Origin of the sequence: Streptomyces sp. NPDC017056 (assembly GCF_044332485.1) — a bacterium.
GTDB lineage: Bacteria > Actinomycetota > Actinomycetes > Streptomycetales > Streptomycetaceae > Streptomyces.
Genome location: NZ_JBIRPD010000019.1, coordinates 1 through 24,481, shown reverse-complemented (window position 1 = coordinate 24,481; position 24,481 = coordinate 1). Strand labels below are relative to the sequence as shown.

At 74.3% G+C, this 24,481-nt stretch carries 23 protein-coding genes and 1 pseudogene; 17 read left to right on the top strand and 7 right to left on the bottom strand.

All coding sequences use genetic code 11. From position 1 onward, the window contains the following. The first annotated feature begins 84 nt into the window (after positions 1-84). Positions 85-858 (top strand): peptidyl-tRNA hydrolase, encoded by a 774-nt coding sequence (locus tag ACH4OW_RS29630; RefSeq protein ID WP_398030818.1) that lies wholly within the window; start codon positions 85-87, stop codon positions 856-858. A 9-nt stretch (positions 859-867) separates the two neighbouring features. On the opposite strand, the pseudogene ACH4OW_RS29625 reads toward ACH4OW_RS29630, so the two are convergent. Continuing rightward, positions 868-1,161 (bottom strand): annotated as a pseudogene (locus ACH4OW_RS29625) (glyoxalase/bleomycin resistance/dioxygenase family protein); the annotation flags it as partial. Positions 1,162-1,234: 73 nt separating this feature from the next. On the opposite strand from ACH4OW_RS29625, the gene ACH4OW_RS29620 reads away from it, so the two are divergent. Next, positions 1,235-1,642 carry an ArsR/SmtB family transcription factor gene (locus ACH4OW_RS29620; protein WP_398030816.1) on the top strand — a complete coding sequence of 136 codons (408 nt, stop codon included), beginning with the start codon at positions 1,235-1,237 and terminating at the stop codon, positions 1,640-1,642. Beyond that, positions 1,639-1,830 (top strand): hypothetical protein, encoded by a 192-nt coding sequence (locus ACH4OW_RS29615; RefSeq protein ID WP_398030814.1) that lies wholly within the window; start codon positions 1,639-1,641, stop codon positions 1,828-1,830. Before ACH4OW_RS29620 ends, ACH4OW_RS29615 begins: the two co-directional genes overlap by 4 nt. A gap of 165 nt (positions 1,831-1,995) precedes the next feature. Here ACH4OW_RS29615 and ACH4OW_RS29610 read toward each other — a convergent pair whose 3' ends face one another. Beyond that, positions 1,996-2,361 (bottom strand): darcynin family protein, encoded by a 366-nt coding sequence (locus tag ACH4OW_RS29610; RefSeq protein ID WP_360131429.1) that lies wholly within the window; start codon positions 2,359-2,361, stop codon positions 1,996-1,998. A gap of 138 nt (positions 2,362-2,499) precedes the next feature. On the opposite strand from ACH4OW_RS29610, the gene ACH4OW_RS29605 reads away from it, so the two are divergent. Next, complete coding sequence (locus ACH4OW_RS29605; RefSeq protein WP_398030955.1) at positions 2,500-3,459, top strand: LysR family transcriptional regulator; 960 nt, start codon at positions 2,500-2,502, stop codon at positions 3,457-3,459. Positions 3,460-3,494: 35 nt separating this feature from the next. Here the strand turns inward: ACH4OW_RS29605 and ACH4OW_RS29600 are convergent, their stop codons facing one another. Next, the gene (locus ACH4OW_RS29600) at positions 3,495-4,202 is read right to left on the bottom strand and encodes a nuclease-related domain-containing protein (RefSeq protein ID WP_398030812.1); all 708 of its coding nucleotides are present in this window, start codon (positions 4,200-4,202) and stop codon (positions 3,495-3,497) included. 126 nt (positions 4,203-4,328) lie between these two features. Here ACH4OW_RS29600 and ACH4OW_RS29595 point away from each other — a divergent pair, with 126 nt between their 5' ends. The 6 genes from ACH4OW_RS29595 to ACH4OW_RS29570 all read left to right on the top strand — a co-directional run bounded on the left by ACH4OW_RS29595 (position 4,329) and on the right by ACH4OW_RS29570 (position 11,582). Then, positions 4,329-4,997, top strand: coding sequence for a LysE family translocator (locus ACH4OW_RS29595; protein ID WP_398030811.1), 669 nt, complete (start codon positions 4,329-4,331; stop codon positions 4,995-4,997). A 147-nt stretch (positions 4,998-5,144) separates the two neighbouring features. Then, positions 5,145-6,464 (top strand): DUF692 domain-containing protein, encoded by a 1,320-nt coding sequence (locus tag ACH4OW_RS29590; protein ID WP_398030809.1) that lies wholly within the window; start codon positions 5,145-5,147, stop codon positions 6,462-6,464. A 5-nt stretch (positions 6,465-6,469) separates the two neighbouring features. Beyond that, complete coding sequence (locus ACH4OW_RS29585; protein WP_360131414.1) at positions 6,470-7,489, top strand: TIGR04222 domain-containing membrane protein; 1,020 nt, start codon at positions 6,470-6,472, stop codon at positions 7,487-7,489. Positions 7,490-7,687: 198 nt separating this feature from the next. Continuing rightward, a complete protein-coding gene (locus ACH4OW_RS29580) occupies positions 7,688-8,476 on the top strand; it encodes a DUF4142 domain-containing protein (protein ID WP_360131411.1) in 789 nt (262 codons plus the stop codon). 24 nt (positions 8,477-8,500) lie between these two features. Further along, a complete protein-coding gene (locus tag ACH4OW_RS29575; protein ID WP_398030807.1) occupies positions 8,501-9,766 on the top strand; it encodes a DUF1996 domain-containing protein in 1,266 nt (421 codons plus the stop codon). Positions 9,767-9,956: 190 nt separating this feature from the next. Next, positions 9,957-11,582: an alpha/beta hydrolase gene (locus ACH4OW_RS29570; RefSeq protein ID WP_360131408.1), complete on the top strand. Its 1,626-nt coding sequence runs from the start codon at positions 9,957-9,959 to the stop codon at positions 11,580-11,582. Between the two features lie 51 nt (positions 11,583-11,633). Here the strand turns inward: ACH4OW_RS29570 and hemQ are convergent, their stop codons facing one another. Together hemQ and hemG are read right to left on the bottom strand one after the other, a co-directional pair. Beyond that, positions 11,634-12,380 carry a hydrogen peroxide-dependent heme synthase gene (gene hemQ, locus ACH4OW_RS29565; protein WP_360131405.1) on the bottom strand — a complete coding sequence of 249 codons (747 nt, stop codon included), beginning with the start codon at positions 12,378-12,380 and terminating at the stop codon, positions 11,634-11,636. 11 nt (positions 12,381-12,391) lie between these two features. Further along, the gene (hemG, locus tag ACH4OW_RS29560; protein ID WP_398030805.1) at positions 12,392-13,858 is read right to left on the bottom strand and encodes a protoporphyrinogen oxidase; all 1,467 of its coding nucleotides are present in this window, start codon (positions 13,856-13,858) and stop codon (positions 12,392-12,394) included. A 128-nt stretch (positions 13,859-13,986) separates the two neighbouring features. On the opposite strand from hemG, the gene ACH4OW_RS29555 reads away from it, so the two are divergent. The 4 genes from ACH4OW_RS29555 (at position 13,987) to ACH4OW_RS29540 (ending at position 19,355) form a co-directional block, all read left to right on the top strand. Continuing rightward, positions 13,987-14,982, top strand: a complete 996-nt coding sequence (locus tag ACH4OW_RS29555) for a DUF4349 domain-containing protein (RefSeq protein WP_398030803.1) — start codon at positions 13,987-13,989, stop codon at positions 14,980-14,982. Between the two features lie 115 nt (positions 14,983-15,097). Then, the gene (locus tag ACH4OW_RS29550) at positions 15,098-16,333 is read left to right on the top strand and encodes a thiolase family protein (protein WP_398030801.1); all 1,236 of its coding nucleotides are present in this window, start codon (positions 15,098-15,100) and stop codon (positions 16,331-16,333) included. Between the two features lie 121 nt (positions 16,334-16,454). Next, positions 16,455-17,885, top strand: a complete 1,431-nt coding sequence (locus ACH4OW_RS29545) for an aldehyde dehydrogenase family protein (protein WP_398030800.1) — start codon at positions 16,455-16,457, stop codon at positions 17,883-17,885. A gap of 87 nt (positions 17,886-17,972) precedes the next feature. Next, on the top strand, positions 17,973-19,355 hold the full coding sequence (locus ACH4OW_RS29540; RefSeq protein ID WP_360131390.1) for an FAD-dependent oxidoreductase: 1,383 nt from the start codon (positions 17,973-17,975) through the stop codon (positions 19,353-19,355). A gap of 42 nt (positions 19,356-19,397) precedes the next feature. Here ACH4OW_RS29540 and hemE read toward each other — a convergent pair whose 3' ends face one another. Continuing rightward, positions 19,398-20,465: a uroporphyrinogen decarboxylase gene (gene hemE, locus ACH4OW_RS29535; protein WP_360131387.1), complete on the bottom strand. Its 1,068-nt coding sequence runs from the start codon at positions 20,463-20,465 to the stop codon at positions 19,398-19,400. 102 nt (positions 20,466-20,567) lie between these two features. Here hemE and ACH4OW_RS29530 point away from each other — a divergent pair, with 102 nt between their 5' ends. The 3 genes from ACH4OW_RS29530 (at position 20,568) to ACH4OW_RS29520 (ending at position 23,588) form a co-directional block, all read left to right on the top strand. Continuing rightward, the gene (locus ACH4OW_RS29530; RefSeq protein ID WP_398030798.1) at positions 20,568-21,227 is read left to right on the top strand and encodes a DUF3000 domain-containing protein; all 660 of its coding nucleotides are present in this window, start codon (positions 20,568-20,570) and stop codon (positions 21,225-21,227) included. A gap of 346 nt (positions 21,228-21,573) precedes the next feature. Further along, positions 21,574-22,236: a response regulator transcription factor gene (locus tag ACH4OW_RS29525; protein ID WP_003985651.1), complete on the top strand. Its 663-nt coding sequence runs from the start codon at positions 21,574-21,576 to the stop codon at positions 22,234-22,236. A gap of 77 nt (positions 22,237-22,313) precedes the next feature. Next, positions 22,314-23,588 carry a ribonuclease D gene (locus ACH4OW_RS29520; protein ID WP_360131380.1) on the top strand — a complete coding sequence of 425 codons (1,275 nt, stop codon included), beginning with the start codon at positions 22,314-22,316 and terminating at the stop codon, positions 23,586-23,588. 44 nt (positions 23,589-23,632) lie between these two features. Here ACH4OW_RS29520 and ACH4OW_RS29515 read toward each other — a convergent pair whose 3' ends face one another. Further along, positions 23,633-24,310, bottom strand: coding sequence for a PepSY domain-containing protein (locus ACH4OW_RS29515; protein ID WP_398030796.1), 678 nt, complete (start codon positions 24,308-24,310; stop codon positions 23,633-23,635). Positions 24,311-24,481 lie beyond the last annotated feature (171 nt).

Genomic DNA, 24,481 nt, shown 5'->3' with positions numbered 1-24,481 from the left:
GGAGGATAATCACCCGGAATGATCCGCTCCGCCAACACGGCGGCCCGCGCGGGGGCGATCCGGGCTGCTGGCACACTTGTCCGTGTGACCAGCACCGACCTCACCGGCCCCGGCGAACCGACCGGCGCGGCGACCGGCGCGGCGACCGGCGCGGCCGGCCCCTCGCAGGCCGACCGCGACGCCGCACCGCAGTACGTCCTCCCGCTCGTCGTACGCATCGAGCGGGCCGCGCCGCCCGCCCGCACGGACGCCCTGGAGACGGCGGCCCGTGCCGTGCTGGTCCTGCTCTCGGACGAACGGGCGGCCGGCGACGGCGCGTGGGCCGCGGCCGTACGCGACTGGCAGGACGCCCGCATCCGCAAGGTCGTGCGCCGGGCCCGCGGCGCGGAGTGGCGGCGCGCCGAGGCGCTTCCCGGGATCACCGTCCGCGGCGAGAGCGCGGAGGTACGGGTCTTCCCGCCGGTCCCGCTGGACGGCTGGCCCAAGGACCTGGCCCGGCTCCAGGTCTCCGGAACGGACCTGGACGACCCGCACGCCCCGCCCGCTCCCGCCACGGACGGGCCGGTGCTGTGGCTCAACCCCGGACTGGACATGTCGGCCGGCAAGACGATGGCCCAGGCGGGCCACGGCGCCCAACTGGCCTGGTGGGAGCTGTCGGACCCCGAGCGCGCCGCCTGGCGGGACGCCGGCTTCCCCCTGTCGGTACGGACCGCCCCGCCGGGCCGGTGGGACAAACTGGTGCACAGCGGACTCCCGGTGGTGCACGACGCCGGGTTCACGGAGATCGCACCCGGGGAAACCGTCGTGACCGAAGGGGGCAGCCGTTTCTGCCCGCTCCCCGGCGAACGGCGCCCGTAGGCCACCAGATCAGCTTCCGCAGGCGCAGGCCGCCGCGGGGGCGTCACCGGGCGCATCGGGTCCGGCGCTCTCGCCGAGAGTGCCGGCGGCGGCCTTGACGACGTAGACCTCCCACGGCTCCCGGCCGGGGCCGCGCACCCACACCTTGTCCTGCAGGGCGTAGCAGCACGAGGTGCCGCTCTCCTCGAAGGTGGCGAGGCCGGCGTTGTTGAGGCGGTCGGTCGCGGCCGTCACCTGGTCCGCGGACCCGACCTCCACGCCGAGGTGATCGAGGCGGGTTTCCCGTCCGGGCTCACCAGGGATACGCCAACTTCGCCCTCGCCGAGCCGCCACTCAAGCTCGTACTGATCGAGGGGAAGGACGTCAATATAGAAGCATGTCGAATCAGGAGCTCGTGGTGCTCGGCCAGGGCGACGCGACCGACGACTGCTGCCCCGGCCTGCTGACCGCGCCCCTCGGCGAGGGGCAGGCGGCAGAGCTGGCGAAGGTGTTCAAGGCCCTGGGCGACCCGGTGCGGCTGCGCCTGCTGTCGATGATCGCCTCGCGCGCCGGCGGCGAGGTCTGCGTCTGCGACCTGACCCCCGCGTTCGACCTGTCCCAGCCCACGATCTCGCACCACCTCAAGCTGCTCAGGCAGGCCGGTCTCATCGACTGCGAGCGGCGCGGCACATGGGTCTATTACCGGCTGCTGCCCGAGACGACCGACCGCCTCGCGGGCGTCCTGGCCCGGCCCGCCGGCGAGCCCCTGCCCGCCCCCGCCGGGACCGCCGGGGCGGCCTCGTGAGCGCCGCACCCGGGCAGGCGGTCGCCGGCCGCCTGTCGTTCACCGACCGCTACCTCGCCGTGTGGATCCTCGCCGCGATGGCCCTCGGCCTGGTCCACGTCGCGCTGTACGCCCGCCGCTTCTTCGCCGCTCCCGCTCCCGCTCCCGCGCCCGCGCCCCTCGCCGAGGAGAATCCCGCCCCTGCCTGACACCGCGGCGCCGTCGGTCCTGTTCGTCAGCGTTCACTCGTACAGGCGTCCGACGTCGTGATCACGACGGGCAGCGGCGACACTTGCCCCGAGCCGGGACGCCCCCTGACCGCGTGAGGTCAGGGGGCGTCGGCGTTGCGTGTGGCGTGTGATGTAGGGGGTGTATCAGGTACTGATGGTGGCTACGGGGGCGACGTTGTAGGTGCGGGCGTAGCCGTTCTCGGTGCCTACGAGGAGGTCGACGACCTCGAAGTAGCGGTCCCAGAACGGGGTTTCGCGCAGCGCGTCGATGAGGAGCTGGTAGGCGTTGTGGTCGTCGGCCTCCCAGACCCAGACGTCGGTGACGCGGGTGGAGTAGAACTCCGTGTCGTAGAAGCGCGAACGGATGCCGGTGGTCTTGGCCTTGACCGCGGGCATGACCTCGGTTTCGAAGGCGCGGATCCGCTCGTGGGGGGTCATGGCGAGCCACTCGGGCAGGGTCTTGATGAGCATGAACGCGGTGACGGGCGTCGTGGTTTCCTCTGCGGACATGACGGTGCCTCCAAAGTGGCAGGTAGGTGGGGTTGTTACGACCTCGTGGGCCCTACTGGGCCGGTCGTTTCCCATCCTGTGAGGGCCGTCGTGTTGCCACAATGGGAACTTCAGCAACGGATCATTGCCCGAAATGGAATTACGCTGGTGAACAGCCCAGAGCCGGTCGTCGACGCCCATCTCGCCGTCGCGCTGGACGCCCTGCTGGCCGAGCAGAGCGTCACCCGCGCCGCCGAGCGCCTGCACACGTCCCCCGCCGCCATGAGCCGCACGCTCGCCCGCCTCCGCCGCATCCTCCAAGACCCCCTCCTGGTACGGGCCGGACAGACCATGGTCCCCACCCCCCGCGCCCAGGCCCTGCGCGACGAGGCCGCCTCGGTGGTACGCCGCCTCGGCGCGCTGCTCTCCCCCGGGGCCGGCGTCGACCCCGCCAACCTGCGCACCACCTTCACCCTCCAGGCCGCCGACCTGGTCGGCGCCGCCCTGGCGCCCGGGCTGCTGGAACTGGCGCGGCAGGAGGCGCCAGGGGTCTCGCTGCGGTTCCGGGCCGAGGAGCTGGAGGCCGGGCCGGCTCTGCGCGACGGCCGGATCGACCTGGAGATCGGGGCCATCGACCACGTCGACCCGGAAACCCGGATCGACGAACTGGCGACCCTTCGGATGGTGGCGGCCGTCCGGCCCGGTCACCCTCTCGCCGAGAAGCCTCTGACCCCGGCCCGGCTCGCGGCGGCCGAACACGTCGGGGTCAGCCGCCGCGGCCGGTTCGCCGGCCCCCTGGACACCGCCCTGGCCGAGCACGGCCTCAGCCGGCGGGTCACCGTCGTCCTGCCCAGCCACCTGGCCGCGATGACGCTCGCCGCGCGCAGCGATGTCGTCTGCCTCATCCCCACCGCGCCCGCCGGCGCCGCCCCCTCGCCCTTCACCGACGCCGCCGTCGCCCTCGGCCTGCGCCTTCTCGACATCCCCCTGCCGCTGCCGCCCGTGACCATCGGCATGGCCTGGCACCCACGCCACGCCGCCGACGGGGCCCACCACTGGCTCCGCGACGCCGTCCGCCGGACTCTTCGCGCACCCGGAGTCCCTGGCGATCCGGCGTGACCGAGGACGCGCGGGCTGCCCCCGGACACCGGCTCTCAGGCCGCCTGCCACGTACGGCGGTTCCTGGCGACGGTGTAGACGCGCTCGACGCGGGCGGGGGCGAGCACCCCGCCGAGCCGCCCGAGCAGCGGTACCTCGCGCTCGTCCCGCACCACCCGCACCCCCCGCAGCGCCGGGTCCGTCTCCACGTCCGCCGCGCCGACGAACGCGAGCACCGGCCGCACCTCGACGCGGAACCCGCAGCCGCGGGTCAGCACGTACGAGGCGCGCCGGGCCTGCTGCCGGCACTCGCGGACGTACGGTCCCGCCGGGTACCCGCGGCTGGCACGCACCGCGTCCTCCGCCACCCGCACCCGGGCCCCGCGTACGTAGTGGGTGCCGACGCACAGCACGCCGCCGGGCCCGATGAGCAGGTGGCCGACGACCGCGGCGGGCGGCACCGGTATGGAGTGGATCACGTACCAGCCGCCCGCCGTCAGCCCGTCCAGCGCCGCGCCGACGGCCCGTTCGCCCAGGAGCTGCCGGCGCCAGGCGTCCTGGGGCGGGCGCCGGCCGAGCAGGCGGGCGCACCACAGGGCCGCCCTGGCGCGCGGATGCTCGGCGAGGCGGACCCGCAGGGCCTCCCCCGGGCGGTTCGGGGCGAGGTCGTCGTCCGGCGGCAGGAACAGCCGGTCCGGGTCGCTCGCGTACCGCGTCTCCTGCTTGCCCTCGTCCGCTCCGGGCCCGGGACGGATGTCGCTCATACCCACCACCCCCCGATGGACATGGGAGCAGGCGCCCGGCCCCTGGGCAAGAGGTACGCGGCGGTGCGCGGGTTCGCAGGGGGCGCCGGGGAACACCGGCCGGCGCACGACGTACGGTTGCGTCCCGTGTTCTCTTCTCTTCTGGGTTTCACCGCGGTGGCCGTGCTGCTCACCGTCTCGCCGGGCCCCGACTTCGCGGTGGTGCTGCGGACCTCCCTCAACTCCGGGCGGCGGGCGGCGCTGTGCTCCGCGCTGGGCATAGCCGCCGGCTGCTTCGTGTGGGGGCTGGCCGGGGCGGTCGGGCTGACGGCCATGCTGTCGGCGTCGCAGGCGGCGTACGACGCGCTGCGCGTCGCCGGGGCGCTGTACCTGATGTGGCTGGGCTTCCAGGCGCTGCGCGGCGCACGCCGCCGCTCCCCGGAGGCCGGACGTGACGCCTCCGGTCCCGCCGCGGCAGGCGCCGCCGCCCACGGCCCCGAAGCCGACCGGCAGTCGCCGCTCCGCGCGTTCCGTACGGGGCTGCTGACCAATGTCCTGAACCCGAAGGTCGGGGTCGTCTACATGTCCCTGCTGCCGCAGTTCGTCCCGCACGGCGCGCCGGTCGTGGCGACGACGCTGCTGCTGGTCGCCGTGCACGTCACGCTGGGCTTCTGCTGGCTGGGCGGGATCGCCCTGGCGGTGCACCGGGCGCGCGCCTTCTTCCAGCGCCCGCGCGTACGCCGGCGCCTGGACCAGGCCACCGGCGGCGTGCTGCTCGCCCTCGGCGCCGCGGTGGGCGTCGAGACCGCCCGCTGAGCCGCCCGCCCGCCGCCGGCCACCGGTGGGCGCCGCGCGCGGCAAGCTCAAATCAACCTCTGAACCCGCTGCCCGACGGATTCGCCGAGGGCCGCCGGGGTCATGAATACCCCACACCACGGGAGTGGTATCGGGGGAGGGGGCATCATGGAACGTCTCGGCACGGGCATCGGCTGGCGGCCCGAGATAGCCGACGAGATCGCGGAGCTGCCCGGTGTGGACTGGGTGGAGGTCGTCGCCGAAAACATCTGTCCGGGTCATCTGCCGCCCGCCCTGCGAGCGCTGCGCGAGCGGGGCACCACCGTCGTCCCGCACGGCGTCTCGCTGGGGCTCGGCGGGGCCGACCGGCCGGACGCGGGCCGGCTGGCCGCGCTCGCGGAACGCGCCGAGGCGCTGGGCGCGCCCCTGGTCACCGAGCACATCGCGTTCGTACGGGCCGGGGGCCCGCTGACCGCCTCCCCCGCGATGGAGGCCGGGCACCTGCTGCCCGTGCCGCGCACCCGGGACGCGCTGGACGTGCTCTGCGAGAACGTCCGTATCGCGCAGGACGCGCTGCCCGTGCCGCTCGCCGTGGAGAACATCGCGGCCCTGGTCAACTGGCCCGGCGAGGAGCTGACCGAGGGGCAGTTCCTCGCCGAACTGGTCGAGCGGACCGGCGTACGGCTGCTCGTCGATGTCGCCAACCTCCATACCAATCACGTGAACCGGGACGAGGCCCCGGCCACGACGCTGGACGAACTGCCCGTCGAGGCCATCGCGTACGTGCACGTGGCGGGCGGGATCGAGCGGGACGGCGTCTGGCACGACACCCACGCCCACCCGGTGACCCGGCCCGTCCTGGACGTTCTGGCCGAACTCTGCGCGCGCGTCACGCCGCCCGGCGTCCTGCTGGAGCGCGACGAGGACTTCCCGGCGGCCGGCGAGCTGACCGGTGAACTGGACGCGATCCGCACCGTCCTCAAGGAGGCACCGACGCCGCGCACGGCGACCGCGGTGCCGACCGCCGCAACCGGCACCGCCACTACCGCCGCCACCACCGGCGGAACCGGCACCGGCCCCGCCCGGCAGCGGCTCGCCGTCGCGCAGGCCGCGCTGCTCTCCGCGCTCGTCGCCGGGACGCCGGCGCCGGAGGGCTTCGACCGGCGGCGGCTGCTGGTGCAGAGCCGGGCCCTGGCCGCCAAACGGGCCTCCGTGGTCGCCAAGGTCGCGCCGGAACTGCCGGACATCCTGGGCGCGGGCTACCGCGACAGCTTTCTCGCCTACGCGCGACACCGGCCCATGAGCGCCGGCTACCGCCAGGACGCCATGGACTTCGCGGTCCAGCTGCTGGCCACCGGCCGCCCCGCCGACCCGGAGGCGCGCCGGGAGCTGACGCAGTGGTGGCGGGACCGTGCCGGGCCGAGGCCGCCGCGCGGCCCGGTGCACCGGCTCTCCCGGGCCGTCCGGCTCGCCCTGCGCCGGAGGTGAACGCCGTGCTCGCGCTTCTCGTGACCCTGGCGGTCGCCGCCTCCTCCGTGCTGCTCGTCGCCCGTACCGTCCGTATCGTCCGGGCGGCGCCCAAGGCGAAGCGTCCCGGCAAGGCGGACCACGACCTGTGGGAGATCGCCTTTCTCGCCGGCGGCCCGGCGCGGGTGGCGGACGCCGCGATAGCCGGGATGCACCAGGACGGCCGGCTGGCCGTCGGCGGGCCCGGCGTGGTGACCGTACGGCAGTCGGTGGCGTACGACCCGGTCGAGACGGCCGTGCTGGACTCCCTGGCGCGGACCCCGGACGGCGCGCTGGGCACCCTGCGCCGCCATGTCATGCACGCCCCCGCCGTCCAGGCCGTCGGCGACGGTCTGGCGGCGCGCGGCCTGATGCGGCACCCGCGCACCGGCCGCCCCTGGCGTTCGTACGCGGCCTGGCAGGCCGGGAGCTGTGCGGCGGGCTTCGCGCTGGTCCTCCTCTTCACCCTCACGGGAGCCATCACCCACGCGCCGTCGCAGACCCCGTTCGTCGTCGCGATCCTGCCCGCGGCCCTCGTCGGCACCGTGGTCGGCGGGGTGTGCCGGAGGGTGCTGGGGCGGCGGGTCACCCGGGCCGGCGCCTCGGTGGTGAAGGCGGCGGCGGTGGGTGTGGCGACCAACGCGGCGCAGTCCGCGGCGCTGCTCGTGGCGCTCGGCAGCACCGCCCTGCTGGTGGACGACGTGCTGCGCGAGCAGCTCACCGAGGCGCAGCGGTCGGCGGCGGCCACCTCCGCGTACTCCCCGTCCCCGGCCGGCTCGTCCGGCGGCTCGTCGGGCTCGGGATGCGGCTGGAACGTGCCGGACGACAGCTCGGACACCGCCTGGTGCGGGTCGTCGTGCGGCGGCGGGTCCGGCTCCGGCTGCGGCAGCTCGTCCGGCGGGAGCGGCGGCGGAGACGGCGGGTCGTCCGGCAGCGGATCGAGCTGCGGCAGCAGCTCGTCCTGCGGGGGCGGCGGCTGTGGGGGCGGTGGCTGCGGGGGCGGCTGACCCTCGGCACTCCCGTCAGGCAGGGCGCCCCGGCCCCGCCGCCCCTCGCGGGTGGCCGGCGGGGCGCCCGGTACGTGTGGCACCGCTGGGCAACCGGTCAACGTACCAGCGGCCAGGGGGCGTTGACGGGGCTTCCCCGAACGGACGACAGGATCAGCGCAGGGCGCACTAGCGTGCGGTGCCGCACCAGGAGGCACCATGCGATCCGTAACCGGCACCGGTCTCGTCGTCGCCGCGCTCGCCGCGACACTGGCCGCACTGCTCTTTCCGATCTGGTCGTTCGCCGGCCGGCCGGGCGCGGGCGGGGACGTCAACACGCAGACCGTCGCCACCTCGTTCGGCCCGCTGTCCGCGCTCGACCGGGACTTCGTCAACCGCGTACGGCTGGCGGGCCTGTGGGAACTGCCCGCCGGCCAGCAGGCCCAGGAGCGCGGCACCGTGCCGGCCGTACGGGAGGCGGGCGACCACCTCGTAGAGGGGCACGCCGCGCTCGACCGGCACGTACGCGAGGTGGCCGCGCAGCTCGGTCTCGGCCTGCCCGACCGGCCCAACGCCCAGCAGCTCCGGTGGCTGGCCGAGCTGAGCGCCGCGCGCGGGGCCGCGTACGACCGGAAGTTCGCGAACATCCTGCGGCTCGCGCACGGCAAGGTCTTCACCGTCGTCGCCCAGGTCCGCGCCACCACCCGCAACTCGCTGGTCCGCGCTCTGGCGGACGACGCCAACACCACCGTCCTGGACCACATCTCGATGCTGGAGCGCACCGGATTCGTCGACTTCGACGCGATCGCCGAGGACGCGGCCACCGCCTCTCCGCCGCCGAGCCCGTCGGCACCGCCGCCGTCCCTGGACGCGACGCCCGCCGCGCCTCCCCTGCCCGTCACACCGTCACGGACGTATTCGCTGCCTCCGCCCGCGACTCCCCCCGCCACCGCCACCGGGTCCCCCGAAGCCACCGAGACCCCCGGTGACCGGCGCCAACACCCCTGAAAGAACGGGAAGAAGTGATCCCCCATGACCGACCACCGGTCCGCCGCGAACCCGAAGCCCCCGCAGTCGCCCCGGCCTTCGCCGCCACCGCGGCCGTCGCCGCCGCCCCCGCATCCCCCGCGGCACCGCCGCCGGCTCGGCACCAAGCACCTCGTGCTGATCGCCCTGCTCGCGGTGCTCGGCTCCGCCGGCACCTTCGTCTCCGTCACCGGTAACGCGTCCGCTCACAACGCCACTCCCCCGTCCGGGTCCCCGCCCGCCGATCCGTCACCTTCACCGTCGTCACCCAGCGTGACATCCCCCACTGACAACGGCCCCGGCGAACCGGCCGCCGGCCCCGCCGACACCCCCGACAACCCCGCGGGCCCCACCGGCCCGACCGGCTCCGCCGCCCCCGGCCAAGGCGTCCCCGCGGCCGGCGACTTCGCCGACATCCGCTCCGCGCCGCCCGCCGCCCGGCCCCCCGGCAACGGGCGCGGCGCGTCCACCGGCACCTTCACCAGCGGCTGCGGCCGCAACGAGAACCGGCACAACAACCCCGACAACTTCATCGTCACCCCGGGCGTCGCCAACGGCGCCCACCACCTCCACGACTACGTCGGCAACCGGTCCACGGACGCCTTCTCCACCGACGACTCGCTGCGCGCTGCCGGCACCACGTGCGCCCGGGGCGACAAGTCGGCGTACTTCTGGCCCGTGCTGCGCCGGCTCGGCGGCCGGGACGGGCCGAGCAGCGGGAACGGACAGGACCCGGCGGACGGCAACGTGGGACAGGTGCTGACCCCCAGCTCCGTCTCGCTGTCCTTCCGCGGCAACGCGGCCGGCAAGGTCGCCGCGATGCCCGAGGGGCTGCGCGCCGTCACCGGCGACGCCAAGGCGGCCACCAACGGCACCGCCAACGCGCGGGCGCAGTGGACCTGCACCGGCTTCGAGAACCGGCGGCTGACCGACAAGTACCCGCTGTGCCCCGGCGGCAGCCAGGCCGTACGGATCCTGGACTTCCCCAGTTGCTGGGACGGCGCGAACAAGGACAGCGCCAACCACCGCACGCACCTCGTCTTCCCCGACCGGTCCTCGGGCCGCTGCCCCGCCGGCACGAAGGCCGTGCCGCAGCTCCAGATGCGGCTGACCTACGCGGTCACACCCCGGCCGCGGGCCTTCGCGGTCGACAGCTTCCCCGAGCAGCTGCGCAAACCGGTCACCGACCACGCCGACTTCGCCAACTTCATGCCCCGCGACCTGATGGCGCGCGCGGTGGACTGCATCAACTCCGGCCGCCGCTGCCGGTGAGGAACAGGAGACCGGGAACACGTATGGCCGTACGAGCCGGACGGCCGTGAAACCCGCACTTCGCGCACCGCGCTCCACTCGTCCGGGGCATAGCACCCGACACCGGAGCGCGGTGCTTTACAACCTCAACCGCCGCCCCAACTATCCCTTTTGTATGCGCACCCGGCGCCTCCATACGAAGGGACGGCTCGTGAAAGCAGTAGCGCTGTACGGCACCATCGGGTCTCTGGTCCTGACCGCACTCGCCGCCGTCCCCGCCGGCGGCCTCGCCCGCCCGGATACGGCCGGGTCCGGCACCCCGGCCCCCGCACCGCCCCGCATCGCCTTCGGCCACTGCGCGCCCGTGGAGCGCCTGCCGTCGTCCGTGGAGTGCGGCCGCCTCACCGTCCCCCTGGACTACGCCCACCCGCGGGACCGGAAGATCACCCTGATGGTGAGCCGGGCGCGGGCGACCGGCGGCCCCAAGGTGCGGCAGGGCGCCCTGGTCTTCAACCCGGGCGGCCCGGGTGCGTCCAGCATGCACTTCCCGATGTACGGGAAGACGGAGCGGTGGCGCAAGACGGCGCGCGCCTACGACTTCGTCGGCTACGCGCCGCGCGGCGTCGGGCGTTCGGCGCCGCTGTCCTGCCAGGATCCGGCCGCGTACGCCAAGATCCCGACCGCGAGCCCGCGCGATCCCTCGGCGGCGTTCAAGCGGCAGAAGTACGCGGAGGCCAAGGCGTACGCGGAAGGCTGTGCCCGCAAGGCGGGCCCCGCGCTGCGCCACTTCACGTCCGCCAACAACGCCCGCGACCTGGACATGCTGCGGGCCGCGCTGGGCGAGAAGAAGCTCACCTACATGGGCGCGTCCTACGGCACCTACTTCGGCGCGGTGTACGCGACGCTCTTCCCGGGACACGTCCGCCGGATGGTCTTCGACAGCGTCGTCAACCCCGACCCCCGGCAGATCTGGTACCGCAACAACCTCGACCAGAACGTCGCCTTCGAGCGGCGCTGGACGGACTGGGCACGCTGGGTGGCCAAGCACCACAAGGTCTACCGGCTCGGTACGACGCCGCAGCAGGTGCTGCGCGCGTACGACACCGTCCGGGCGCGGCTGGGCCACCGGCCTCTGGGCGGCAAGGTCGGGTCGGCCCAGTTGCAGGCGGCCTTCCTCAAGACGGGCTACAACGACGCGTACTGGCCGGTGCGCGCGGCCGCGCTGTCCGCGTACGTCAAGGGCGACCCCAAGCCGCTGCTGCGGCAGACCCTGCCGCAGCCGGGCGGCGAGGCGGCGGACGAGAACAGCAACGCGGTCTACACGGCCGTGGAGTGCAACGACGGGCCCTGGCCGCGTGACCTGCGGGTCTGGGACCGGGACAACACCCGGGTCGCGCGCGTCGCGCCCTTCGAGACCTGGGACAACGCCTGGCTGAACCTGCCGTGTGCCTTCTGGCCCCGGCACGCGCCGCGGGGCGCCACCCAGGACCCGTCGCGTTTCGCCACCGACGTGACCGACGCGGCCCTCCCCCAGGCCGGCGCGGCGTACCGGCCGGTCGACGTGCGTACCGCACCGGGCGCGCTGCCGCCGGTGCTGCTGCTGGCGGCCGAGCGGGACGGCGCGACGCCGTACCCCGGCGCGGTCGAGCTGCGGCGCAGGCTCGCCGGTTCGGCGCTGGTGACCGAGCGCGGCGCGGGCACGCACGGTGTCTCCTTCGGGACGAACACCTGCGCCAACCAGCACGTCGAGCGGTACCTGCTGACCGGGCGGACCCCGGCGCGGGACACGTACTGCGCACCGCGCGCGGAGCCCAAGCCGGTGCCGCCCGCCAAGTAGGCGGGAGCTGCCGCGGCAGGCCGGGTACGGCACCCGGCCTGCCGCACCGCCTCAGGCCAGGCCGGCGACCAGCTCGGCGACCGGCTTGCGGCGACCGGTGTAGAACGGCACCTCCTCGCGGACGTGCATCCGCGCCTCGGAGCCGCGCAGGTGGCGCATGAGGTCGACGATGCGGTACAGCTCGTCGGCCTCGAAGGCGAGGATCCACTCGTAGTCGCCGAGCGAGAAGGACGGCACGGTGTTGGCGCGCACGTCCGGGAAGCCGCGGGCCATCTTGCCGTGGTCGGCGAGCATCCGGCGGCGGTCCTCGTCGGGGAGCAGGTACCAGTCGTAGGAGCGCACGAACGGGTAGACGCTCACGTAGTCGCGGGCGACCTCGTCGGCCAGGAAGGCCGGGATGTGCGACTTGTTGAACTCGGCCGGGCGGTGCAGCGCCATGTTCGACCAGACCGGCTCCAGCGCGCGCCCCAGCTTGGTGCGGCGGAAGAGGCTGTACGCCTCCTGGAGCGCGTCGGAGCTCTCCGAGTGCCACCAGATCATCACGTCGGCGTCGGCGCGCAGACCGGAGACGTCGTAGGTGCCGCGCACGACGACGTCCTTGGCGGCGAGCTGCGCGAACAGCGCCTCGACCTCGTCGGCGTACCCGGTGCGGTCCTCGGGCAGCACGTCGCGCAGCTTGAACACCGACCAGAGCGTGTAGCGGATGACCTCGTTCAGGTCCTTCGCCTTCTTGCCGGCGTTCGGAGTCTTCTCGGGAGCGGCCCCGGTGGGGGTGGCGGGGGCGGAAGCGTCAGTCATGGGTCCCATTCTCACTCCCCCGATGTGGCGGCTTGCGGCAGGGTGTCCAAGATGTCGTCCGCGGCCTTGCGGGCGGAGGCGACGCAGGCGGGGATGCCCACCCCGTCGTAGAGCGCGCCGCACACCCGCAGGCCCGGCAGCTTGCCGGCCTCGGCCCGGATGCGGGCGACCCGCTCCAGGTGGCCGACCGGGTACTGCGGCAGCCCGCCGTGCCACCGCGTGACCTGCTGCGCGACGGGCCGGGCGGCCAGCCCGGCCGCCTCGCCGAGGTCGCGCAGCGACAGTTCCACCAGGTCGGCGTCGTCGCGCTCCAGGTCGGCCTCGTCGCCGTACCGCCCGACGGAGGTGCGCAGCACGAACAGGTCGGGGTCGCCGTCGGCGATCCAGCCCCACTTGTTGCTGGCGAAGGTGGACGCCTTGATCTTGCGGCCGTCGACGGGCGGTACGAGGAAGCCGCTGCCGGACAGCGCCGTACCGAGGTCGGCGCGGCGGAAGGCCATGGTGACCAGGGCCATCGAGGCGTACTCGACGGCGGACAGCTCGGTGGCGGCGGCGGGCGCCTCGGCGGCCAGCAGCCGGGCGGCGGCGGGCGCCGGTGCCGCGAGGACCACGGCCTCCGCCTCCACAACCGCCGTGCCGTCCGCGCCGTCCAGGACGACGCGCCAGCCGTCGGCGGTGCGCCGCAGCTCCCGTACCGGGGTGTGCGTACGGATCTCGCCGCCGGCGGCCCGTACCGCGTCGGCGACGGCGACCGGCAGCGTGCCCACGCCGCCGTCGATGCCCATAAAGACCGGGGCCGGCGCCTGGCCCGGCCCCGCGGCGCGCGCCGCCGTCCGCGCCTGGATGCCCCTTACACCTTCGATCAGCGAGCGCTCGGCGCGCGCGGCCTCGAAGAGCTGCGGGACGGCGGCGCGCATCGAGATGCGGTACGCGTTGCCCGCGTACACGCCGCCCAGCAGGGGTTCGACGAGCCGGTCCACGACCTCGCGGCCCAGCCGCGCGGCGACGTACTCGCCGACCGCCACGTCCGCGCCGACCTCCGTGCGCTCCAGCGCCTCGTCCTCGGCGATCCGCGCCATGCCCTCGGGGGAGATCACCCCGGAGGCGGCCAGCAGGCCCAGGTCGCCCGGTACGCCCATCACGTGCCCCTTGGGCATCGGCCGCAGCGCGCCGCGCGTCCACAGGGCGGCGGTCGCGGTGGTGGGCGGCTGTAGCCGGTCGCCGAGGCCGACCGCACGCGCGAGATCCACCGCCTCCGGCCGCTTGGCCAGCATCGATTCGGCCCCGAGGTCGACCGGTACGCCCGCGATCTCCCCGGCGAGCAGCTTGCCGCCGAGCCGTCCGGACGCCTCCAGCACGGTCACCCGGGCGCCGCCGTCCAGCAGTCGGTGGGCCGCGGCCAGCCCCGAGATGCCCCCACCGATGACGACGACGTGACTTCCGGGCGCGCGGCCCGTACTGGTGTGCGCTGTGCTCATGCCCCCACTCTCTCAGAGTCCGCGCGGAGTCCTGACCGTGACCGCATCGCGATGCGCAGACGGCAACCCACGGCTCCCCCGTCCCGTCGAAGTGGCAACACCGTCACGCCACTTCGGGGGTACAGATCATGGGGACAGCGAGCCGGTCGTACGGGGCACGGCGGGCCGCGGCGGGAGCGCTGCTCGCGGCGTCGCTCGCGGTCGCGGGGTGCGGGGCCGCCGGGGAGGGCGGCTCGAAGGCGGCGAGCGCGGCGCGGGACGGCAAGAGCTCCGGGCAGGCCGCCGACCAGGGCATGGTCGCGCCCAAGGCGCCGGACGGCACGGGCGGGGCGACCGAGGGCAAGGCCGGCACCGCGTCCGGGAAGCCCGCGCCGGCCGTGCCTTCGCAGATCGTCCGCACGGCCTCGGTCACCGTCGAGGCCGCTGACGTACCGGGAGCGCTGGCCAAGGCCCGCACGGCGGCGAAGGGCGTGGGCGGCTACGTGGGCGACGAGTCCACCGACCGGGACGCCGAGGGCCGGGAGCGGTCCCGGGTCGAGCTGCGGGTGCCGCCGGCCGCGTACGACGGCCTGCTGGACCGGCTCTCCCGCCTGGGCCGACTCAAGGAGCGCAAGGTCTCGGCGAAGGACGTCACCGACCAGGTGGTGGACACCGGCAGCCGCATTGCCTCGCAGCAGGCGAGCGTGGCGCGGGTGCGGGCGCTGATGGAGAAGGCGACCACGATCGGCGACATCGTCACCCTGGAGTCGGAGCTCAGCCGCCGGCAGTCGGAACTGGAGTCCCTCCAGGCGCGCCTGAAATCCCTCAAGGAGCAGGTCGGCATGGCGACGATCACGCTGGTGCTGCACGAGCCGGACGCGGCGGCGGACGAGGACGAGGAGACGTCCTTCGCGGACGCGCTCGGCGGCGGCTGGGACGCCTTCGCCACGGCGGTGCGGTGGTTGCTGGTGGCGGTCGGCGCGGTGCTGCCGTTCGCGGCGGCCGGCGCGCTGCTGTACGGGCTGTGGCGGCTGCTGCGCAGCCGGCTGCCGGGGCGCGGGCGGACGCCGGCGACTGCCGGGACGCCCCCGCCGCCGTCTTCGGCGGAGACCGCACGGGAGGGTGATGCCCCAGGTGACCGTTGACAGCCGCGCGTGGCGGGCAAAGACTCGGGTGCGGTAGCGCCGATCTTCGAATGGGCAGCTTCGAACGGGCGGCTTCGGACGGGCAGTTTCGTACGGACAGCGAGGACAGGGCCTGATGACCGACCAGGGTGTACGCAACGCACAAGGCGCACGGGGCACATGGGGCGCCAGGGACGTCTACGTCGTCGACGCCGTGCGGACCCCCGTCGGCAAGTACGGCGGCGCCCTCTCCGGCACCCGCCCCGACGACCTCGCCGCCCACGTCGTCAAGGCCCTGGTGGACCGGACGCCCGCGCTCGACCCCGCCCGCATCGACGACGTCGTCCTCGGCGACGCCAACGGCGCCGGCGAGGACAACCGCAACGTGGCGCGGATGGCCGTCCTGCTGGCCGGGCTCCCCGTCTCCGTGCCGGGCGTGACGGTCAACCGCCTGTGCGGCTCCGGCCTGGAGGCCGTGATCCAGGCCGCCCGCTCCATCGCCCTCGGGGACGCGCACATCGTGCTGGCCGGCGGCGTGGAGTCGATGAGCCGCGCGCCGTACGTCCTCCGGAAGCCCGAGCGCGCCTTCCCCGCCGGGCACCAGGAGATGTACTCCTCGACGCTGGGCTGGCGGATGGTCAACCCGCGGATGGCACCCGAGTGGACGGTGGCGCTGGGCGAGGGCGCCGAGCTGATCGCCGACAAGTACGGCATCGGCCGCGAGCAGCAGGACGCGTTCGCGCTCGCCAGCCACCACAAGGCGGCGCGGGCCTGGGAGGAGGGCGCGTACGACGCCGAGGTCGTACCGCTGCCGGACGTGGACCTGACACGGGACGAGTCGATCCGCGCCACGTCCTCCCCGGAGGCGCTGGCCAAGCTCCGCCCGGCCTTCCGCAAGGAGGGCGGCACGGTCACGGCGGGCAACTCCTCCCCGCTCAACGACGGCGCCGCCGCGCTGCTCCTCGTAGACGAGGAGGGCCTGCGGGCCACCGGCCGGGAACCGCTGGCCCGGATCGGCGCGAGCGCGGTGACCGGCGTGGAGCCGCAGCTGTTCGGGCTGGGCCCGGTGGAGGCCGTACGGCGCGCCCTGGACAAGGCGGGGCGCGGCTTCGCCGACCTGGCCGCCTTCGAGCTCAACGAGGCGTTCGCCGCGCAGGCGTTGGGGTGCCTCGCCCAGTGGCCCGGCCTGGACCCGGCCGTGGTGAACCCGCGCGGCGGCGCCATCGCCATCGGGCACCCGCTGGGCGCGTCCGGTGCCCGGCTGGCCGGCGCGGTGGCCCACCAACTGGCCGCCGGCGGCCCCGGTACGGGCCTGGCGGCGCTGTGCATCGGTGTGGGCCAGGGCCTGGCGCTCGTATTGGAACGCGAGTAGCGGGGGCGGCGCGCCCGTCCTGGAGGGGCCCCAGGCCCCGCCGTCCGAGGTGGCCACCGGTGCGAGAGGATGAACCGAACTGGTTCATTCCTCAACCGTTCTACCGACCGGAGGCCGCGCGATGCCCCTGCTCGACCCGGACCACCTGCCCCTGCTGCACGGCGGCGGGACCACGGCGGTCGAACCGGCGACCGGCGACACGCTGGCCGCGTTCACCCTCGCCTCCCCCGCCGACGTGGGAAGCGCCGCCGCCGGGGCCGCGGCCGCACAGCGCGCCTGGGCCCGTACGCCGTACACGGAGCGCGCCGCGGTGCTGCGGCGCGCCGGAGACCTGATCCTGCGGCACGCCGAGGAGATCTCCGAGTGGATCGTCCGCGAGGCCGGCAGCGTCCCCGGCAAGGCGGAGTTCGAGATCCGCACCGCCGCGGAGGAGTGCTACGAGGCCGCCGCCCTGGCCCACCGGCCGCTGGGCCAGGTCCTGCCCTCCGCCGCGCCCCGGCGCTCGTACGCGACCCGGGTGCCGGCCGGCGTCGTCGGCGTCATCGCGCCGTTCAACGTGCCCCTCGTCCTCGCCCTGCGCTCCGTCGCCCCCGCCCTGGCGCTCGGCAACGCGGTCGTCCTCAAGCCCGACCCGCGCACCGCCGTATGCGGCGGCCACATCGTGGCCGCGGTCCTCGCGGCGGCCGGGCTGCCGGAAGGGCTGCTGCACGTGCTGCCGGGCGGCGCCGAGGCCGGGCAGGCCCTGGTCGGCGACCGGCACGTACGCGTGATCTCCTTCACCGGCTCCACGAACGCGGGCCGCAGCGTCGGCGCGCTCGCCGCCCGGCACCTCAAGCGGGCCCACCTGGAGCTGGGCGGCAACAGCGCGTTCCTCGTCCTGGAAGACGCGGACCTGGACGCCGCCATGTCAGCCGCGGCCTGGGCCTCCTTCTTCCACCAGGGCCAGATCTGCATGTCCTCGGGCCGCCACCTCGTCCACGCCTCCCTGTACGACGAGTACGTGGAGCGGCTGGCGGCCAAGGCGGACGCCCTCACCGTCGGCGACCCGTTCCGCGAGGACGTCCAGCTCGGGCCGGTCATCGACGGCGGGCAGCGGGACCGGATCCACGACCTGGTGCGGGCGAGCACGGCGGCGGGCGCCCGGCTCGCGGCCGGCGGCACCCACCGCGGCCTGTTCTACCGCCCGACGGTCCTCGCCGATGTGGACGACACCGCTCCCGCCTACGCCGAAGAGGTCTTCGGGCCGGTCGCGCCGGTACGCAAGTTCCACAGCAACGACGAGGCCGTGGCCCTGGCGAACGACACCGGGTACGGGCTGGCGCTCGGCATCGTCACCCGCGACACCGCCCGCGCGCTGGACCTGTCCGACCGCATCCCCACCGGCCTGCTGCACATCAACGACCAGACGGTCAACGACGAGCCGGTCGCCCCGATGGGCGGCTTCGCCGACTCCGGCACCGGGTCGCACTTCGGCGGCACCGCCAACCTCGACGCCTTCACCGAGACCCGCTGGACCACGGTCCGCGCCACCCCGGCCGGCTACCCCCTGTAGACGTAGCCTTCGCGGGTACGGACAGGTGTACGGGACCGCGGGACGTGGGCGGCCCCGTACCGGCGCACGGCGAAAGGAACACGCGCGATGGCGGAGCGACTGGTGATCATCGGCGGCGACGCGACGGGCATGTCCGCCGCGTCCCAGGCCCGGCGGCTGAAGAAGCCGGACGACCTGGAGATCGTCGCGTTCGAACGCGGCCACTTCTCCTCGTACTCCGCCTGCGGCATCCCCTACTGGGTCGGCGGGTCGGTGGACGGCCCCGACGACCTGATCGCCCGTTCACCGGAACAGCACCGCGAGCGCGACATCGACCTGCGGATGCGGACCGAGGTCACCGAACTGGACCTGGACCGCGGCCGGGTCCGCACCCGCGACCTGGACGGCGGCGGCACCGAGACGTGGACCGGCTACGACAAACTGGTGCTCGCCACCGGCGCGCGGCCGCTGCGCCCGCCGCTGCCGGGCATCGACGCGCCCGGCGTGCACGGCGTACAGACCCTGGACGACGGGCAGGCGCTGCTGGACACCCTCCAGGCCACCGAGGGCACCAAGGCGGTCGTCGTCGGCGCCGGCTACATCGGCGTCGAGATGGCCGAGGCGCTGGTCACCCGCGGCTACGACGTCACGGTCCTGGACCGCGGCGAGCAGCCGATGTCCACGCTCGACCCCGACATGGGCGAACTCGTCCACGAGGCGATGTGCGGCATGGGCATCGAGACCGTGCGCGGCGCGGTCGTCACCGGCGTCCGCACCGACGACTCGGGGCGGGCCTGCGCGGTGACCACCGAGGACGACGGCGAGTTCCCGGCCGACGTGATCGTGCTGGGCCTGGGCGTACGGCCCGAGACCACCCTCGCCGAGCAGGCCGGTCTGCCGCTCGGCGACGCGGGCGGACTGCTCACCGACCTGTCGATGCGGGTACGCGGCCACGACGACGTGTGGGCCGGCGGCGACTGCGTGGAGGTGCTCGACCTGGTACTGGGCCGGACCCGGCACATCGCGCTCGGCACCCACGCCAACAAGCACGGCCAGATCATCGGCTCGAACGTGGCCGGCGACTACGCGACCTTCCCCGGCGTCGTCGGCACCGCCGTCTCCAAGGTCTGCGACCTGGAGATCGCCAGGACCGGGCTCCTGGAGGCGCAGGCGAACTCCGTCGGCCTCCAGTACGTGACCGTCACCATCGAGTCCACCAGCCGCGCCGGCTACTACCCGGGCGCCCGCCCGATGCGCGTGAAGATGATGGCCGAGCGCCGCACCGGCCGGCTCCTGGGCGTCCAGATCGTCGGCCGGGAAGGCGCGGGCAAGCGCGTGGACGTGGCGGCGGTGGCGCTCACGGCACGGCTGACGGTCGAGGAGATGACCGCCCTCGACCTCGGCTACGCGCCGCCGTTCTCCCCCGTGTGGGACCCCGTCCTGGTCGCCGCGCGCAAGGCGGCCGCCGCGGTCCGCAGGGCGGCCGGCTGAGCGGACGGCGGGCCTCCGGAGCACCGGCGGCCCGCCGCGCGGTCAGCGGACCGAGCGCTCGTGGACGTACTCGACGAGGCGGGTCAGCGCGGCCGGGTCGGTGTTCGGCGGCACACCGTGCCCCAGGTTGAAGATGTGGCCCTCCAGGCCGGCGGCCGCGTCCAGCACCTCGTCGGCCTTGCCCTCGACCGCCTCCCGCGGCGCGAACAGCACCGCCGGATCCAGGTTGCCCTGGAGCGCCTTGCCGGGGCCGACCCGGCGGGCCGCCTCGTCCAGCGGCACCCGCCAGTCGACGCCCACGACGTCCGCGCCCGCCTCACCCATCAGGCCCAGCAGCTCACCGGTGCCGACGCCGAAGTGGATACGCGGCACGCCGTACCCGGACACCGACTCGAAGACCTTGGCGGAGGCCGGCAGGACGGAGCGGCGGTAGTCGGCCGGGGCCAGCGCGCCCGCCCAGGAGTCGAAGAGCTGCACGGCGCTCGCGCCCGCCTCGATCTGCACCTTGAGGAAGGCGGAGGTGATGTCCGCCAGGCGGTCCAGCAGGTCGGCCCACAGCTGCGGGTCGCCGTACATCATCGCCTTGGTGTGCTCGTGGTTGCGCGAGGGGCCGCCCTCGATCAGGTAGCTGGCGAGGGTGAAGGGCGCGCCCGCGAAGCCGATCAGCGGAGTGCTGCCCAGCTCGCCGACGAGCATCCGCACGGCCTCGGTCACATACGACACGTCGCCCGGCTCCAGCGCGCGCAGCTGCTCCAGGTCGGCGCGGGTACGGATCGGCTTCTCGACGACCGGTCCGACGCCCGGCTTGATGTCCAGGTCGATGCCGATGGCCTTGAGGGGCACGACGATGTCGCTGAAGTAGATCGCCGCGTCCACGCCGTGCCGGCGGACCGGCTGGAGGGTGATCTCGGTGATCAGCTCGGGCATCATGCAGGAGTCGAGCATCGCGATGCCCTCGCGGACCTTGCGGTACTCGGGCAGCGACCGCCCGGCCTGGCGCATGAACCACACCGGCGTGTGCGGCACCGGCTCCCGCCGGCAGGCCCTCAGGAAGGCCGAGTCGTACGTACCGGTCTGCTGCTGGCCCGTCGGGCGGTCGTTGGCGCTCACGCACCAAATCTTCGCACGCGCGCGAGGGCGACTCCGAATGGGCGACGCGCGCACCGGGTGTCCTCCCTCAATGAGCGGCTCCTTCCGCCTAATCTTCCGGGCATGGCTGCGGCTCACGAACACCTCGCGGACAGCGCGGACAACGTCCCGATCCTCTTCCGTCAGGCGATCGAGGCGCTCCGCACGGCACGGCTGCGCCCCGAGATCGAGATCGAGCCGACGCCCGCGCCCAAGCGCCTCGCGCCCTACGCGTACGCGCTGGAGGCGGCGGTCGTCGAGCCGGGCACCGGACCCGACGGGGAGGACACGGACCTGGCCGACGGGAAACTGGTGCTGCTGCACGACCCGGCCGGGCACGAGGCGTGGCAGGGCACCTTTCGGGTGGTGACGCTGGCCCGCGCGGAACTGGAGCCGGAGATGGGCTCCGACCCGCTGCTCCCGGAGGTGTCCTGGTCCTGGCTGACGGGGGCGCTGGACGCGCGCGGGGTGCGGTACGGGGAGCCCAGCGGCACGGTCACCCGGGCCGGCTCCCACTACTTCGGCGGGCTCGCGGACCGGGCCCCGGCGACCCAGATCGAGATCCGCGCCTCGTGGACCCCGGAAGAGGGGGGCCAGGGCGGCACGCCGGACCTCGCGGCCCACCTGTCCGCGTGGTGCGACCTGCTGTGCCAGGTGGCGGGGCTGCCGCCGGTCACGCCCGAGCCGTCGCCGCGCGGCGGGGTCGTACCCCTGCCGCAGCGCAGGGGACCGCAGGCGCGCTGACCGTACGCGCCGGCGCACGACACCACCGGTCGAGGCGTCGGCGCACCGCCCGGCGCGGCGGCGTGCCACCGGTGCGCGGGGCGCGCCCCTGCCGCCCTCCCTTGTCCGGGCCGCGGACACCGGGCTGCCCCGCGACGCTCGAACGGTTTCACGGCAATCTCGTGCCGCCCGCTCACTCCAAAGTCGATCAAGCGGCCGATTTGCCCGAAATGAACTAACTAAGTCGAGATCAAACTCTAAAGTCGCGCCGGTTTGATGCCGAAGAGGTCAGTGACCCTTCAAAGACGGAGCATTCCGACTCGCCCCAAATGTCGGCCCCCGTCCCGCCACTCCCCCAGGAGGCCCGGTGTCAGTTCTCCTCGAACAACCTTCGAGCCTGGTCGCCTACCGCCCGAACAAGCCGACGGCCATGGTCGTCGTGGCCGACCCTCGCGTCCGTTCCACCGTCACCCGCCACCTGTGGGCGCTCGGAGTACGTGACGTGATCGAGGCGTCGTCCATCGCGGAGGCCCGTCCCCGCGTCGGCAGCCCGCGCGACATCTGCGTTGCCGACGTCCACCTGCCCGACGGCTCCGGCCTGACCCTGCTGTCCGAGACCCGGGCCGCGGGGTGGCCCAACGGCCTCGCCCTCTCCGCCGCCGACGACATCGGCGCCGTCCGCAACGCCCTGGCCGGCGGCGTCAAGGGATACGTCGTCACCGGCACCCGAACAAACCTCGGACTCCCGGGCCGCCCCGGCGCCGCGCCCATCGGCGCCAACGCCGCCCGCATGCACCGCCGCCCCCCGGGCGCCCCCGGACACCCCGGCGGCTACCGCGAACTGTCCGGACGCGAGGTCGAGGTGCTGCGGCTGGTTGCGGAGGGCCAGTCCAACAAGGCCATCGGCGTCTCGATGGGCCTGTCCGCACTGACCGTCAAGAGCCACCTCGCCCGCATCGCACGCAAGCTGGGCACCGGCGACCGGGCCGGAATGGTCGCCGTCGCACTGCGTACCGGCATCATCCACTGACCCCGCAGACCGCCGTCACGCCCGTCGAGGGAACGTTCCCTCGACGGGCGCAGTGCATACACAGATACCCTTGACTGGTGACCGACGCCCAAAAGACCGCAGAAGACTCGACACTGCGAACATCCGGAGACTCCCCTCCGGACACCCGCCCGGCGCCGGTCCCCCTACTGGAACCGCGCGAGGGCACCCCCGCCGTGACCGCCACGGACGGAGAACTTGCCGAAGTCGTGGCAGCCTTCGCGGCCGGCACGGGACCGGTGGCCGTGGACGCCGAACGCGCCTCCGGCTACCGCTACGGGCAGCGCGCCTACCTCGTACAGCTGCGCCGCGAAGGCGCGGGCAGCGTACTGATCGACCCGGTGGGCTGCCCCGACCTCTCCGCCCTCGGCGAGGCCGTCGCCGACGCCGAGTGGGTACTGCACGCCGCCACCCAGGACCTGCCGTGCCTCCGCGACATAGGCATGATCCCGTCCCGCCTGTTCGACACCGAGCTGGCCGGACGCCTCGCCGGCTTCGCCCGCGTCGGCCTCGGCGCGATGGTCGAAAACGTCCTCGGCTACGCCCTGGAAAAGGGCCACTCCGCAGTCGACTGGTCCACCCGCCCGCTGCCGGAACCCTGGCTGCGCTACGCCGCCCTCGACGTCGAACTGCTGGTGGACCTGCGCGACGCGCTGGAGGAGGAACTGACGCGCCAGGGCAAGCTGGAATGGGCACACCAGGAGTTCGCGGCCATCGCCGCCGCTCCCCCGGCCCCGCCCCGCAAGGACCCCTGGCGCCGCACGTCCGGCATGCACAAGGTCCGCCGCCGCCGGCAGATGGCCGTCGTACGGGAACTGTGGACCGCCCGTGACCAGATCGCGCAACGGCGCGACATCTCGCCGGGCAAGGTGCTCGGCGACGCCGCCATCGTCGAAGCGGCACTGAACCTGCCCCCCAACGCGCACGCGCTCGCCGCACTCAACGGCTTCGGGCACCGCATGGGCCGCCGCCAGCTCGAACAGTGGCAGGCCGCCGTCGACCGGGCCCGCGCCCTGCCCGACAGCGAACTGCCGCAGCCCGGCCAGCCGCTGAACGGCCCGCCGCCGCCCCGCTCCTGGGCCGACAAGGACCCGGCAGCGGCGGCCCGGCTGTCCGCGGCCCGCGCCGCGGTGACCGCGCTCGCCGAGGACCTCAACCTCCCCCAGGAAAACCTGATCACTCCCGACACGGTGCGGCGCCTGTGCTGGGAGCCGCCCACAGAGCCGACCGAAGAGACGGTCGCCGCCGTCCTGGCCGGCCACGGCGCCCGGCCCTGGCAGATCGACCAGGTCGCGCCCATCCTCACCGAGGCCCTGAGCGCGACCGGGAACTGACCCTCCGGGGGCGGACCGGGACCTCCCGGCCCGCCTCCGCCGGCTCAGTCCCGATCGACGTGCTCGCGCAGAATCTTCCGGTCCGTCGCATCGACGTCGAACGTCGTCTTGTTCCAGTCGTTCTTCGTCACGACGTCCACCGACCAGATCTCCTTCTTCTGGTCGTTGTCGTCCAGCTCCACGGCACTGACCGTGCCGCTCTTCTTGCCGGTCGCCGTCGCCACGGCCTGCTGAGCCGTGACGGTCGCCCGCCGCAGCCGGTCCGCCAGCTTCTTCTTGTCGTCGCCGTCCTCGTCCTCCGCCCGCGGCCGGTCCGCCTTCCCCGACACCGCGTCGACCCGCACGGAGCTGGCCGTACCGTCCTCGGTCGCCACCTTCGCGTGCCACTCCGGCTTGCCGCCGGCCCCGCGCTTCAACTCCACCGCCACCGGCTTCGACCCCTCGACGGCCGCGGTGGCGGCCTTGAGGGCCTGGTCGTACGAGGTCTTGGCCGCCGGGATGAGGGCCTTACGGGACCGCTGGTCCTCGGTCAGCGGTGCCGACGTGGTCGGCGTGGTCGACGTAGTCGGCGTTGCCGACGGTTTTGGCGTGGCTGACGTTCCGCCGCCCTTGTCGTTGTCGTCGCCGCACCCGACGAGTACGGCTGACGCCGTGAGCAGCGCCACGAGCGCGGCTGTGGCGCGGGTACGCTGCGCGTTCCTTCCCATCCTGTACGTGTTCATGGCTGCACCATATGTCCCGTAATACGCGCTGCGCGCGGGCTTTGCGCTTCGCGCGGGGGTGCGACTGGTTGTGGTGGGGTCGGGGCCGCGCAGGGGGGTGTCTCCTCACCGCACTCGCGGACGCCATGTCTGGAAAGCTGAACCTGGTGTAGCGAGCTGTCGGCTGCGGGG

Coding starts and splice junctions, on each gene's coding strand:
- ACH4OW_RS29620 (WP_398030816.1), top strand. CDS start 1,235: ATGTCGAATCAGGAGCTCGTGGTGCTCGGCCAGGGCGACGCGACCGAC.
- ACH4OW_RS29610 (WP_360131429.1), bottom strand. CDS start 2,361: ATGTCCGCAGAGGAAACCACGACGCCCGTCACCGCGTTCATGCTCATC.
- ACH4OW_RS29600 (WP_398030812.1), bottom strand. CDS start 4,202: ATGAGCGACATCCGTCCCGGGCCCGGAGCGGACGAGGGCAAGCAGGAG.
- ACH4OW_RS29590 (WP_398030809.1), top strand. CDS start 5,145: ATGGAACGTCTCGGCACGGGCATCGGCTGGCGGCCCGAGATAGCCGAC.
- ACH4OW_RS29580 (WP_360131411.1), top strand. CDS start 7,688: ATGCGATCCGTAACCGGCACCGGTCTCGTCGTCGCCGCGCTCGCCGCG.
- ACH4OW_RS29575 (WP_398030807.1), top strand. CDS start 8,501: ATGACCGACCACCGGTCCGCCGCGAACCCGAAGCCCCCGCAGTCGCCC.
- hemQ (WP_360131405.1), bottom strand. CDS start 12,380: ATGACTGACGCTTCCGCCCCCGCCACCCCCACCGGGGCCGCTCCCGAG.
- hemG (WP_398030805.1), bottom strand. CDS start 13,858: ATGAGCACAGCGCACACCAGTACGGGCCGCGCGCCCGGAAGTCACGTC.
- ACH4OW_RS29555 (WP_398030803.1), top strand. CDS start 13,987: ATGGGGACAGCGAGCCGGTCGTACGGGGCACGGCGGGCCGCGGCGGGA.
- ACH4OW_RS29550 (WP_398030801.1), top strand. CDS start 15,098: ATGACCGACCAGGGTGTACGCAACGCACAAGGCGCACGGGGCACATGG.
- ACH4OW_RS29545 (WP_398030800.1), top strand. CDS start 16,455: ATGCCCCTGCTCGACCCGGACCACCTGCCCCTGCTGCACGGCGGCGGG.
- ACH4OW_RS29540 (WP_360131390.1), top strand. CDS start 17,973: ATGGCGGAGCGACTGGTGATCATCGGCGGCGACGCGACGGGCATGTCC.
- ACH4OW_RS29530 (WP_398030798.1), top strand. CDS start 20,568: ATGGCTGCGGCTCACGAACACCTCGCGGACAGCGCGGACAACGTCCCG.
- ACH4OW_RS29515 (WP_398030796.1), bottom strand. CDS start 24,310: ATGAACACGTACAGGATGGGAAGGAACGCGCAGCGTACCCGCGCCACA.